This is a genomic window from Thermodesulfobacteriota bacterium, assembly GCA_036482575.1.
Taxonomy (GTDB): domain Bacteria; phylum Desulfobacterota; class GWC2-55-46; order GWC2-55-46; family JAUVFY01; genus JAZGJJ01.
The window spans coordinates 18900-31740 of record JAZGJJ010000199.1 but is presented as its reverse complement, the minus strand read 5'-3'; the positions used below and the strand labels follow the sequence as shown (position 1 = coordinate 31740).

General features: G+C 47.5%; 15 protein-coding genes and 2 tRNA genes. 15 read left to right on the top strand and 2 right to left on the bottom strand.

Annotated features, from left to right (window positions below):
• Positions 1–49 precede the first annotated feature (49 nt).
• From V3W31_08950 to V3W31_08880, 15 genes are all read left to right on the top strand, one after another.
• Positions 50–3499, top strand: a complete 3450-nt coding sequence (locus V3W31_08950) for a hypothetical protein (protein MEE9615054.1) — start codon at positions 50–52, stop codon at positions 3497–3499.
• A 137-nt stretch (positions 3500–3636) separates the two neighbouring features.
• Entirely contained in the window at positions 3637–4323 is a 687-nt protein-coding gene (locus tag V3W31_08945) for a hypothetical protein (protein MEE9615053.1), read from the top strand.
• A 499-nt stretch (positions 4324–4822) separates the two neighbouring features.
• Positions 4823–5134, top strand: a complete 312-nt coding sequence (locus tag V3W31_08940; protein ID MEE9615052.1) for a hypothetical protein — start codon at positions 4823–4825, stop codon at positions 5132–5134.
• Positions 5135–5309: 175 nt separating this feature from the next.
• Positions 5310–5714, top strand: a complete 405-nt coding sequence (locus V3W31_08935; protein MEE9615051.1) for a hypothetical protein — start codon at positions 5310–5312, stop codon at positions 5712–5714.
• A 4-nt stretch (positions 5715–5718) separates the two neighbouring features.
• Complete coding sequence (locus tag V3W31_08930; GenBank protein MEE9615050.1) at positions 5719–6189, top strand: hypothetical protein; 471 nt, start codon at positions 5719–5721, stop codon at positions 6187–6189.
• 2 nt (positions 6190–6191) lie between these two features.
• Positions 6192–7955 carry a hypothetical protein gene (locus tag V3W31_08925; GenBank protein MEE9615049.1) on the top strand — a complete coding sequence of 588 codons (1764 nt, stop codon included), beginning with the start codon at positions 6192–6194 and terminating at the stop codon, positions 7953–7955.
• The gene (locus V3W31_08920) at positions 7945–8304 is read left to right on the top strand and encodes a hypothetical protein (protein MEE9615048.1); all 360 of its coding nucleotides are present in this window, start codon (positions 7945–7947) and stop codon (positions 8302–8304) included. Before V3W31_08925 ends, V3W31_08920 begins: the two co-directional genes overlap by 11 nt.
• A gap of 69 nt (positions 8305–8373) precedes the next feature.
• On the top strand, positions 8374–8763 hold the full coding sequence (locus V3W31_08915; protein MEE9615047.1) for a hypothetical protein: 390 nt from the start codon (positions 8374–8376) through the stop codon (positions 8761–8763).
• A 29-nt stretch (positions 8764–8792) separates the two neighbouring features.
• Entirely contained in the window at positions 8793–9179 is a 387-nt protein-coding gene (locus V3W31_08910; protein ID MEE9615046.1) for a hypothetical protein, read from the top strand.
• Positions 9151–9831: a hypothetical protein gene (locus V3W31_08905; GenBank protein ID MEE9615045.1), complete on the top strand. Its 681-nt coding sequence runs from the start codon at positions 9151–9153 to the stop codon at positions 9829–9831. Before V3W31_08910 ends, V3W31_08905 begins: the two co-directional genes overlap by 29 nt.
• The gene (locus tag V3W31_08900) at positions 9797–10585 is read left to right on the top strand and encodes a ThiF family adenylyltransferase (protein MEE9615044.1); all 789 of its coding nucleotides are present in this window, start codon (positions 9797–9799) and stop codon (positions 10583–10585) included. Before V3W31_08905 ends, V3W31_08900 begins: the two co-directional genes overlap by 35 nt.
• Before the next feature lie 65 nt (positions 10586–10650).
• Entirely contained in the window at positions 10651–10824 is a 174-nt protein-coding gene (locus tag V3W31_08895) for a hypothetical protein (protein ID MEE9615043.1), read from the top strand.
• Positions 10825–11094: a type II toxin-antitoxin system RelE/ParE family toxin gene (locus tag V3W31_08890; GenBank protein ID MEE9615042.1), complete on the top strand. Its 270-nt coding sequence runs from the start codon at positions 10825–10827 to the stop codon at positions 11092–11094.
• Between the two features lie 15 nt (positions 11095–11109).
• On the top strand, positions 11110–11385 hold the full coding sequence (locus V3W31_08885; GenBank protein MEE9615041.1) for a helix-turn-helix domain-containing protein: 276 nt from the start codon (positions 11110–11112) through the stop codon (positions 11383–11385).
• Between the two features lie 52 nt (positions 11386–11437).
• On the top strand, positions 11438–12484 hold the full coding sequence (locus tag V3W31_08880) for a tyrosine-type recombinase/integrase (GenBank protein MEE9615040.1): 1047 nt from the start codon (positions 11438–11440) through the stop codon (positions 12482–12484).
• A 28-nt stretch (positions 12485–12512) separates the two neighbouring features.
• On the opposite strand, the gene V3W31_08875 is transcribed toward V3W31_08880, so the two are convergent.
• Both V3W31_08875 and V3W31_08870 read right to left on the bottom strand, forming a co-directional pair.
• Positions 12513–12590 (bottom strand) — tRNA-Glu (locus V3W31_08875).
• A gap of 8 nt (positions 12591–12598) precedes the next feature.
• Positions 12599–12674, bottom strand: a tRNA-Lys gene (locus V3W31_08870).
• Between the last annotated feature and the right edge of the window lie 167 nt (positions 12675–12841).

Here is a 12841-nt window from a genome sequence, read left to right as displayed (position 1 = left end):
CACTGAGGAAGATACAACACAGCCAACACAACCTCCTGCTGAAAGAAACTTGCTCACACTGGTTGTTACCCCAGAGGACCCTGGAAACAAGGGGGGAACAATTCTTCATTTGTCTCCAACTGTTCGTGCAAAGGCGAGCAATCATGAGACTTATCTAATTCATATCTCTGAGAAAGTTTTAAAAAAGGCGGGAGTTCCTATACCAAGTCGGCTTGCTGAGCCCTCCCCATTCGCAGAAACCATTGACGACAATTTGACAGCAATAAAATCCTTACGTGAAAAGGTCCACCGTATCTCTAAGCAACAGGTCGATGATGAGCGAATAAAGCGAAAAGGCTACAAAAAGTTTGAAAAACGGTTTTTGGAAGAGATTTCTCGCTTACCCAGGAAACTCGTAAATGAAGAGTTTGTACTAAGGGCTGGAGGTCCATCGGAAAAACCTGTTGAGGAGTTAAATAGAAAGGCAATCGTACAGGGTACTGAACAAAAAGTAACCAAAAAACGGCTAACGCGGTTTTTTCTGACGGAGGAACAACGTAAGCAGCTCGGAATCATCGACTCAGCACAGCCGGGACAGGAGGTCGAGTATCTCGAGCTACGTCGCATTTTGCAGAATCTACCATCACCAGGGGGTGACATCTCAGACTCAGATATTCCCACGACTCCTATGATGATCCAACAGGCAAACGTGCCCCTTGCATGCATAAAGAAAACTGATGAAGAACAGCTCTCTGACAAGCTGCTGCTGGGCATAGAATCGGGCACGTCAAGCGAAGATACTGAGTCTAGCAACGGGAACGGAGATGAGACAAGCGGAAACCTAACAGGAGCGAATGTTGCTGTTACCGCAGCTAGCGAAGAGGATATTCCCCGTTATGTGGCGGCATTGTTCAACGATCTCACATCACCGGAGCAAAGAATCCAGTTCGGGTTGCCAGTCAATGGAGATAATAGTGCCATACCGGCCCGTCCAGACCAGGATGATGTTGCCAAGAACATAGGTGCCCTCTCCCTCCGTACTGGCCCGGCGGACCAACCTGCGTTCTATGACTTTCACTCGCTCCAGATTGCCTTTGACCACGTCTGGGAAGAATTAATCAGCAACGAGATTACAGAGACTCTCGAGGCGTCTTATCAGCAAACAACAGACCTTGGTGGCAACCTTGATCCGGACGATGAGATACATCGGGAGGATAATTCAAATGGAGGAACGCAAAAATCCGCTTTCCAGGTATTACGTGATGAGGCCGCTGTTGTTGCAACAACGCTTGGTCATGGCGAAAACCCTTCCGTGATGTATAAGCGGAAAAATCCAATGGGTTCAAGGAGTGATTGGACTAACCTGGATTTGCCTGGAGAAGACATATATCCTCCTCCCCCAACTGATCCGGAGCCGGACGATGATGAAGGTGAAGATAATGGTGATAGCCCACTCGGAGGCATTGCTCCGCCGAAAAAAGATAGCGGTGGAAAATTTAAGGACACCACTCCAAGGGGCCTCCTTGGACGATTGAATGAACTTTTGAATACCGATTACGCTTTCACTACATTTGCCGCTAATCACAAAGAGCGCAGTGTCAATTTCGGCATTACAGTGACGTATCGCCAGAAGTGGGAGCCTGTTGCCTATCAGGCTGGCGAACTTGCCAAGACAATCACACTGGCGCCCAAGGAAACACGCAAGTTTACATCGAAAACAGTTGTGAAAAGGAAACGGTCCGAAAAAGAGGTAGAGAATGCCTCTCAGGTCAGAAAGGATGAATTCAATCAAACCTCTCGCGCAGAGGCGGAGATCATCCGCAAGGCAAATACCAAAACAAATTTTAACCTTTCTACAGACGGTACCTATAATTTAGGATTTGCCGAAGGCACAACTGAGACAGAGACCAGCCGTGATAGCGAAAAGGACTCGTCTGAAACCAAGAAGGATTTTAGGGAGGCAGTGAGCAAGGCGGCTCAGGAATTCAAGAATGAACGCAAGGTGGAAGTAAGCATTGAAGAATCAGAGGAGTTTGAGGAAACAGAGTCAGGTGAATTAACAAATCCTAATGATGAATTGGCAGTTACCTTCTTGTTCTATGAACTTCAGAGGCGCTACCGCATACATGAGGAGATTCACAGAATCATGCCGGTGGTCCTTGTCGCTCAGGAAGTTCCCAACCCCGGGCAAATCAACGATGCCTGGCTTATTGCGCATGACTGGGTACTAAACAGAGCACTCTTGGACGACTCCTTTCGTCAAACTCTTCGTTACCTGTCGGAGCAATATCGTGGCGATCTTCATACGTTAGGTCACCAAAGAGGAGTCTATCAGACCCATAAAGGCCTGGTAGATAAACTGCAAACCGATATTCTCGCTGCTGAAACGAAGGAAGATACCGCTTATAAACACTTGCAAGATGATATTGAGGCAAGGGCACGGGAAGTCAGGAATCAGGAAACAGACAGTTTTTGGTCAAACGTTGGAGAGTTTTTTGGGGGCGGAGCAGATGAGGCGCCTGAATCGGCCCGCGTTGTAGAAGAGGCATCGCGTGATGCGCACGAACGGGCAGTAGCTGAAGCCAAGGAGCTAACGATGCGGCTGCAGCGTGAGGTGACCGCACTTAACGCAGCCTCTGAGAAGTATGCGAAGCTCCTCACCAAGCTCAAGAGCTGGGAAGTAAAGATTGCGCGGCTCAGACTGCATATCAAGCAGAACATCCTCTACTATATGCAAGCCATCTGGGCCCATGAAGTGCCGGACCAGCGCTACTTTCGTCTGTTTCAGGTGAAGGTGCCGACATTCGTAGACAATGGTACAAAATACCAGGTAGTCGATGCAGACGCGTCTGACGGACAGGTCATTTTCAGCGTCGAAAATCCACAGTCTCCGGAAACTGCAAAAGGCGTCACATTCGAAATTTCGCCGAGTCTGGAGGCAAAGTTCGAGGGCGACCTGAAATCGTTGGTAGAGGTGGCGGACATCGACAAACTCCTTGGTTTCAAGGGTAACTATGCGATCTTCCCGCTCAAAGAGTCGAATCCGTTGACCGACGTCATGATGGACCCTTATGTTGATCAGGGGTTCAAGGAAGTACTTAACCTGGTGGACCCGGACCCGGACGGAAACATGTCGAGGCAGGACTTTGCAAAATATGTTGCCTGCCTTTATGCAACCCTTCCGGAGGGCGAATTCGAAGGGATAAAAGAGGCGTTAAAGGAGCAGTATAAGCGTATCCTACTGGCATCGAACCGTCTGGGAGAGGAGATTGTTGTCCCCACGGGCTCATTGTTTATAGAGGCACTGCCAGCAACACATCCGTTGCTGGAAGATTTCAAGCTGGTCCACCGCGCCATTGATGTGAAGAAGGTGCAGGCTGAAGTGAGGGACGCGGAGCTGGAGAACCTGCGAACTGCCGCCAGACTCTTGAGTGAGAATTACGAGGACCCGGATATCGAGAAGAAGATCGTTATCGAGGGTGATAGTCAGAACGTGACCGTGCCGACGGATGATGAGTAGGTGATTGATGCATGTTGGAGTCAGACTCTTAAGTGTGAAAAGATAACTCTGGGGGAGCCTGATATTAAAAAGAAAATTGTCATTGAGGACGATATGCGTGCTATCGTGTCGTCTAACGAAAGCTGAAGAATTCGACTATGCTAAATGATGACGAGCGTGGTATACGCAACCGTATGCTCGGAACCCCGCAAGTTCGTGCCCTTGCAGTTAATAAAGACCTGATTATTATTGGTAATGGTCAGGAATCGTTACGTGCTGGAGTTCGCCATAGGAGCAATAAATACTTCAATGCAGCTGCGCAAAATACTTTCCGTCATTTTACGAAGAAAAGGGGTGATGCTAAGCTTAAGCATGTCAAAAGTTCTAAGGAGATGACAAGTCTTATTAAAGGTAAATCGTGGGATGTTGTGCTGTACTTCGGACATGGTGTAGTAAATAGACCTGAATTGGATCCAGGCTTTGGTGCTAAGAAACCAACCCTAAAGCTAAATGAATTTGCGGCTGCTCTCAAACAAGCAAACGTTAAGCAAGTATATTTACTTGGATGTCAGTCAGGTTATACTGGACTCGCACGGGCTCTTTCGAAAGCCCTCCCTTCAGTCTCTGTCTATGGAACCTTCAGTGATCTTGATGTCAAATGGATACAGCATGGGAAAGCTGGGCAGATACAAGAAAACAAATTTATAATCACAGAGAAGCTCATCGAGTACCGCAATGGCTTTCAGATGAAAAATGGTAAGAAAGCCGCAAGGCGCAATGCTGAAATAAATGATCCGATTGTCCCCCATGGTGATCCGTTGGGCCAAGATACTGTCCCTCAGTGAATATTGAACGTAAAGAATTGGAGAGTATATGTGACTATAAGCCTTATAAGAGGACATGAAACATGACATGTGCGTAAAAATATATAAAATAATTTAATTGGATTTATATTTCATCCTTAATTTCTAGGAGAAACATCTTGCCGGAATTCACTCACGCGGGCGGAATTGTGGTGCGTTACGATGGGCAGCCACAATATCTCATTGTAACCGCCAAGTATAACCCTGACCACTGGGTACTTCCAAAAGGTCATATTGAGCCGGGCGAATCTCTCGAAGATAACCCCTTTGGGGGACGCGTATTACGACCCCGCGGTGGGGCGCTTTATAAGTAAGGATCTGAAAAAAACTTGACAAACGAAAAACTTCATGCTTTAATAAATGCAAATATAAAGACCGGGCACGGACCACGGACCAACGAAAGTTGGGGCTTGTGATCGAAAGATCCAAAAGCTGCTATCTCTGAAAAAGAGGTGGTGGCTTTTTTAGTTTGAGGAGTGTGATGGAGACAGTCAGGAAAGGTCTTAAAAGACAATGTCCTCATTGTCAGAGCAACAAGTGGGAGTTTGTCGAGGCTGTCCCAATAGCCCCTGAAGAGTTGGAGAAGTACTTGCTTGTAAAATATAGATGCCTGAAATGTGATAAGGCATTCCTTGTCGAGGAGGGCGCAAAAAGCAAGTATGTTAAGTCTGCCGGGAAATGCTTTAATTGTGGAAGCGGCAACGTCGAGAAGATCTCAAGGGAAGGAGCAGACTTAGAATTGTTCATGTGCAAACAGTGCCATGCCTATATGGGTATAGAGCAACAAGGTTAACACCACAATAGAATAATACGGGGCACGCACCGCCGACAGTAGCTTTAGCTACTGCGCCTGTTTAGTCTTGGACTAACAAGGGCTATCCTCAGCACGCAATTCGCTGGGGGTAGCCCTTTTTTTATTGCCCGAGATTTTACGGTAGTTCTTAAGTGAAAGGGACAAGGGGGAGAAAATGGACATATTGATTCTATCGAGAGATTTCCTTATCAACCTTATCTACAGCCTCCCGGCAGGCCTGACCTCCTATATCCTGAGGGTGGGATTTCTGCTTGCCATGAGCAGTACCGTGCTATTTGCCGCATGGATGTATCTGCCCTGGCGCACAGTCCTCACCCAGGTCTGCATAGCCGTGACAACAATAACGTTTTCCCTGTATACGCCGGTGGAGCGTTGTCGAGAGGTAGGAAAAGAATTTCTGACATTCGCTGTTCTAATTGCAATCTGCTGCATGGTCTTTCTTCCGGGCAAGCTCTCGTTTTGCCTGACACCGAGGCTGGGCGACCAGCTAAGGCTCAAGAGAATTATCGTATATGCGATATGGGCGGGCCTCATACTACAAATCATAACAGGCAGGTAAAACCATGAAGAAGATAAAAATTCTCAGAACCAGGAATCTAAAGCCCGATGCTCTGGCCATCTCTAAGGCTGAGAACCAGGATGGTCCTGACATGGTGGAACCCGGCCAGAGTATCAGCGAAGAGAGCGTGAAGGTGAGGCCAACAAGGATAAGCCTTGACGGGTTTGCTTCGTGGGTAAGGAAGATCCGCCCGACGAGCGATGGTATGGAATCAGAGGTGGAAAAGCCCCTGCTAATAGCAAAGTCCGGACACAGGGTTAAGGAGAATGAAATCAAAGGACAGTGCGATATCTGCGGGGGGTATGACTCCTATATTTTCAACTGTTATGTCTATGGCTGTAAAAAGTCTCTCTGCCTGAAGCACGTATACTTTTTTGAGTATGGCGAGAAAAAGATACCTTACTGTCTGGAGCACTACAACCGGGCAGTTGACGAGTTCGATACCTGGCAGGAACGCGAAAGCAGGAGGAGATAAGGGTGGCTAATAACTTCGAAAAGTTCGCTCATCCATATGACCTGGATAAGTCGAAGATTGATTTAAGGAGCTATGCGCTTAAGGCCTCTGACTATATTAGGGCTCTCAGCGAGGAAGCAGGTGCAGAGCAAGACAGGTTTGTGCAGAACTCCATATCAATAGTCAGGGCGTTTAGCCAAGACCATTCGCTTATTGACAGGCAGGTGAGGATGATCGAGCAGAGACTCTGGAAGAGGATTGAGCAGAGAAGGAGGTGCAACAATAGTCTTCCTAACGAGGTTTTCAATGGCGGCGTTATAAATATCGGGAAAGTGGTTGGCTCAAACATTGATGCGAGGTTAAAGATCGAGCACTTCAGCGGGAATATGACCATCTACGGGACGTACGGGATGGGCAAGACAAATCTGAATCTGACTATTATCCCGCAGTTGACCACACAGGGCATGCACGTGGATATTTTCGATATGGCAATTGACTTCAGGGACCTCCTGCAGGTTCCGGGGTGTGAAGGCGGGCTTGTACTAAACCACGATAATGACAGGTTCAACCCTCTTGAGCCCATAGGTTCTCCTGAGGACCACCTTCAGTTCCTCTGGGAGATAACTCAGCAGGACTTCAGCATCAGGGATGAGACCAAGGAGATGCTCTTTAATTACAGCAATGAGCTGTATGAAAAGCTCGACGTCTATAACGGTGGTGCGCCGCCTTCGCTCAATGATTTAAAGGAATTCATTCTGGGGAAAATGGGCAAATCTTCGACAACTGCTGCAGACAAAAAGAAGATCCAGACAGCCCTAAGGAAGATAGATTATATACGCAGCTCTTTTAAGGGCATGGCCGATTGCAGGAAGGGTTACTCATTGGAGCTTCTCGATAAATTCAGTTTCGTCTCTTATGAGGTAGGCAACCTGAGCGAAGATAAACGGTCCTGGTACATGAAGTTCAAAGCAAGACAATACCAATACAAAGGACTGAGCAGCAAAGAAAGACATAAAACCAAAAGGATTATCGTCGTCGATGAAGCCAAGGGTATATTCGGGAAGTCCCGGATAGGCATGGGCACCAACTTCATCAAGGATATGTTCACAAAAAGCCGCTCTATCGGGTGCTCATGGATTATTAGCGACCAGTTTGCGACTGAGCTTGCTGATTTTACCAGGGCCGCAAGCTGCCTGATAAGTTTTCAGCATACAGTCCCCAGGGACATACGGGAGATATCCGTGGCAATGGGCTGCACCGAAGAAGAGAGGAGGACAATACCTCGGCTGGGAAGGTACAAGGCGCTCCAGAAGATAGCCGAGTATCCATCTCCGTATCAGATAGCGACGTATAAGTCCGGGGTGGAAAGACACATTGGCGATGCAGAGCTTGAGAGGTTAATGAAGGAGAAAATTGCCGGGCTCAATTCACAGTCCGCAGGCAAGCGGGAAAGTAAGAAAGTTAGGCTCATCACCAAAAGAAAATTTGAAGAAGATAATGCGAAGGTAATTGCAAGAAAAATAACAAAAGTCAATGCCTCAGAGGACACCAACCCTCTCGAAGATATTGAGAGGTTCCTGAAGTATATAAATGCCAATCCCGGAACCAAGCTAACCTCTATTTATAAGGCGCTCGGACTTTCCGGCAGAAAGGGCGGCATTTTAAAGAACAAGGCAGTGGACAACGAGCTGGCCGTAGAAGAAGTCAAGCATGCGGGCAGGAAGGGCAGGCCCACCAAGGAGCTGAAGCTGACGGAAAAAGGCATGGAGTACCTGCATGAGAAGTAACGCCCACAACAAATTGCAGGACATTATAAAAGAGCGTTACCAGGCAGCGGGCTGGATAGCGATAAAGGAGCACTATATTAACGGCAAGAAGATAGACGTGCTGGCCCAGAACATAGAGACTAAATACACCATAGCCAACGAGGTGCAGTTAGCCCTCAAGCATTATAAGGAAAACATATTGCTTGACCTTGAGGTCGGCTGTGACGAGGTTCGGATCATCTCGATCAGCAAGAAAGTGTCCGAGCAGATAGAGAATAAGGCGCTCAGGGAACTGGACGAAGAGCTGTTAAAGAAGGTGCGGTTTCTAACCATAGAGGAATTTATTCCGAATTCAGACAATAACAAATAATACAGAATAAGGCGGAAATAAAGCGGAATAAAAGACGGAACAAAAAACCGGAAAAAAAGGAGGAGAAAAATGGAAAAGCAAATATCTATAGTAGTGGCGGCAAGTGGCGAAATAAAGGATATCGCATTAACTGAAGGCGCAACCGTGAGAGATGTCTTGAACGAGGCCAACCTGCAGGGCTACCAGCTCTCCAGGAAGGGCGGTGAGGTCCTTGACCCCAATACCGACATATACTCCGAGGCCATGGACTCTGAGAAGCTATATGCCACGCCCGAGGACGTGTCTGTAGGAGAGGAGGCGGGGGCATCGCCCCCTGCCCTCTCAACCGATTTAGAAACAATTAAAAGAAAAGTGCGTGGTTTTCTGAGCAGGTGGTGGGACAGCAAATATCCCCGATCTCATACCCAGGGCGTGCCCTTCAGACCGAGGAGGCTCAAAAAAAAAGAGTTCGGGTTGTAGGTTCCAGACCACTTAAGCTTGTCGGCAAGTTGTCGGACATAAGGCCGAAAAACAAAAGGCTCGCGATCATAGGTTCGGACAAGGAGTGCCCTTATTGGAAGGAAAGCGGCTGGAAGGAATCGGTGGATGCATACAGGGGTCATTTCATTACTGATTACGGAAGGTGGAGAGGCGTCATTCATAAGAGTTTCTTCGGCAATTACGCCTTCTATATTTTCGACCCTCCGGAGGCGCTAAGAAATAGTGATCATTGGCCGTGTTTTACGAATAAAGGGAAGGGCAAATACTCGATTCATTTCAGCAAAAAGCCGGACGATATAAGCTCCGGGATAATGATCGTGGAGCAGTTAATATCAGAATCCTTCAACAAAGAAAGGAGTCGGGGAAATGAGGCTATTGGATTTTATACGGCATAGGCGGCTGGTTAAGTCGTGCAAGAGAAAGATTCTCGAAGAGACCAGTGTGATTATTAAGGAGCTGGAATGCCTGGCCAGGGAAAAACCAAAAAATGCAATAAAAGCACTGCAGAAACACCAACTCATGATGGCGGGGATCAGAGAGCGTATATCCGACTATTTTGCCTGGATCCATAATGACAAAAAGAACCCAAGCTACACGGTAAGCTCTCTGTTTTTACTGGAAAGCTTCAAGCTGTTAAACCGGCGAGAGGTCGAATCCCTGCACTTTGTTACCGGGCCGGAGATTGAAGGGACAAAGGTTCTTGACAAGATAGTGGACTTCAGGCTTGAGAAACAGAGCGTGGTTTATGCAAAAGCCGACGCCGAGGCAATCAGGGAGGCCTTGATTTATTTAAGCGAGCACGGCTTTAAGCTCTGGGGGTGCTTTCATATCCACCCGGGGGCCGGTCCTTCTTCGATATTCCCGTCCGGCACCGATAAGACACTGGACAGGTTGCTCAATAAAGGTGGCTATGATTGTGTCGGGGCCATCTTCAGCAGGGACGGCTATGTGAGGTTCTTTTCTTCGAAAAAATTTGAAGTCAATATCTATGGAAATGGAGTGGAGAAGGTCGATGAAAAATTATACCGCCTCATTGAAGTCCACTAAGTTCTTAACAAGGAAAGTGCTGTCATCTGACCCGTCTGAAAGCGTTACAGACAGACAGGAACGGGTGCAGGGCTTTGATCAGTCGATTATGGAGAGGCTTAGGGTTACCCAGGTCGGTGCAGGCGGCCTCGGTGGAGAGATAGCCCAGGGGCTTGTCAGGAAAGGGGCAGCCCTTATAAAAGTATTCGATGGTGATACTGTCGAGCTGTCAAACCTGTCCAGACAGTTTTTTTATGAGGAAGACCTTTACAAGAATAAGGCCATATCTTTAGCAAGGAACTTGGTTAAAGAAGGGGTACGCGGCAGTCTAATTATGCCATATCCTCTTATGATACAGAAGGCAATCGAAGACCGGATCGATATGGGCTGCGATGTTGTAATATGCGCCCCTGATAATGACGAAACAAGGGTCTTTATATCAAGATATTTCTACGACAAAGCGCCTGTAATTTTTACCGGCCTGGACCAGAATGCAAATACTGGATATGTCTTTATTCAGGAGCCGGGAAAGGCATGCATCGGGTGTGCCTTGCCAAATGCTGTTGGCAACAGGAGGGAGCCCTGCCCCAATACTCCGGCAGTAATTGACCTGGTAAAGATTATTTCCGGGTTTGTTTTGTTTTCTGTTGACTCGACGATAATGAGAAGAAAGAGGAACTGGAACTACAGACAACTATTCCTCGGAGGTTTTGTGCCGGAGATACTGAAAAGCGTTGACAGGAAAGAGGGTTGCTCTCTTTGTGGCGGATTTTAAGCCAACAGCAAGCAGCCAGTGGCTTGAGTAGATAATTATTTAAATTGCCATCTCTATAATAGCCTATGGAAAGACAGATTAATCTCGGCAAGATTTCTGAGGATTTGGAGTTTTTGAAAAAGCAGGTTGGCGAGATAAAGGAGCACATAGTCGACACAGTTTTGACAGAGGATGATCTTGAAGCACTCAGAGAAGCTGAAAGCGATCTGAGGAAAGGAAAGACTGTGGAGTTGGTTTAAGTGTACAGGGTGTTGAAGTCTCAAAAGGTAGAAAGGTTTCTAGGTAAGCTTGATGGTCACATTAAGACAAGAATAGAGGAAAGATTGAAAAGGCTTGGCAAAGACCCTGTTCCGACAGATGCAAAGTTTATTGGCAGAGACAACGAGGGCAATAAAATTTTCAGATATAGAGCGGGAGGATATAGGATTTTATACAAGGTAAAGATAAAGGAAAAGATTGTTCTTATAGCAAAGATAGGCAAGAGGCCGAATGTTTATGCCAAATTCTAATTCTTGAGAAAGGCCATGAAGCTAATAACAGTAAAAGACCTTTCAGATTCTACTGGCATTAAGAAGTCCACGGTGTACCTGTGGGCTTCAAAAGGCATTATCCCACACTACAAGGTCGGTAGGCTTGTGCGTTTCAAGACAGAAGAGATCGAGGCGTGGCTTGAGAGGTTCAGAAAAGAGGCCGTCGCTCCCGAGAAAAAGGCCAAAAAACACCTGAGAATCACGACCGGCAGCGACGTTGAAAACATCGTGAGAAAAGCCATTGATGATGCCAAAGGACTTAAGGTATAATCTCCCTCAAAGGGGAAGCCAGACCAAAATCTTGCCGGAAAGGAGTTGATTAATGGCGCTCTATAAGAGAGGCAAGGTCTGGTGGATGAGTTTCATCTGCAAGGGTAGACAGGTAAGGAGGTCTACCGAGACAACGAACAAGAAGTTGGCGGAGAAGATTTACGCGAAGTGCGTAACTCAGGTTGCAGAAGGCAAGTGGTTTGATATAGACGAGGGACGCCGGAGAACCTTTGAGGAGCTAAGCGCCAAGTACGAAGCTCAAGAGTTTAAAGAACTCAAGAGCTGGCAGACGGTGCAGAGCTACCTTAAACAACTCAAGGATTTTTTCGGCCCCTACCCCCTCTCTGATATCACCCCTGCCTTGATAGACGAGTTCAAGCAGATGAGGAAGGGTAAAGGTGTAAAGCCTGCAACCATTAACCGCCAGCTCAACATCCTGAAACGGATGTTCAATCTGGCCAAAAAGCGTTGGATGTGGATCAGGGAGGTTCCTCCTATTGAGATGGAGCCCAAGGCTGACAGAAAAAGGGTGCGGCACTTATCCTTTGAGGAGTATCACAAGCTCATTGATAATTGCCCCGGCTGTTTGAGACACATTGTCACAGTAGCCGCATGGACAGGACTAAGGTTGGGCAATGTTGTCAACCTTAAAAGAAAGCAGGTTAATCTCTCTTCCAGAACCATCACTCTGGACGGAACAGAAACCAAGAACGGAGAGAACCTGACAATACCTGTCGCTGAGCCTGCCTTCACTGCCCTGAAAGATGCAATGAAGGTAACCCATCTCAAGAGCCCTTATGTCTTCTGCAAGGAGGACGGATTACCCTTGTGCAAGAGGGTTGTCCAGAGAGGGTTCAAGGAGGCCTTGGAAAGGGCCGGGATCGAGGACTTCAGGTTTCATGACTTGAGACACTGCTTTGCGTCATGGAACCGGCAGGCAGGGGTTGACATAGACACCCTTGCGGACCTCATGGGTCACAAGGATACGAGGATGACTCGGAGGTACGCCCATATCACAACCGACCATCTTGCCGACGCTGTTGGACTGTTGGAGAAGAGTTATCACAATTCTATCACAATCCAACAATCAAAGGGTTAGCCAAAAACGGCTAACCCCTTGATTAAGCTGGCGTCCCCACGGGGATTTGAACCCCGGTCGCCGCCGTGAAAGGGCGGTGTCCTTGGCCAGGCTAGACGATGGGGACATATATTCTGGTGAGCCGCCGGGGACTCGAACCCCGTACCACCTGCTTAAAAGGCAGATGCTCTACCAGATGAGCTAGCGGCTCACGCACATAAACCCAAAAAAAATAGCCCTACAACCTATGAAACTTACCATAATCGCCCGGCCGTTGTCAAACGCAAAAACCAACGACTTGACACCAACAGGCCTTATATGGTTAACTTTTCCGGCGTAAAACCGGGGTGGAAGGCCATATGGCCGGGGGAGCTTTAC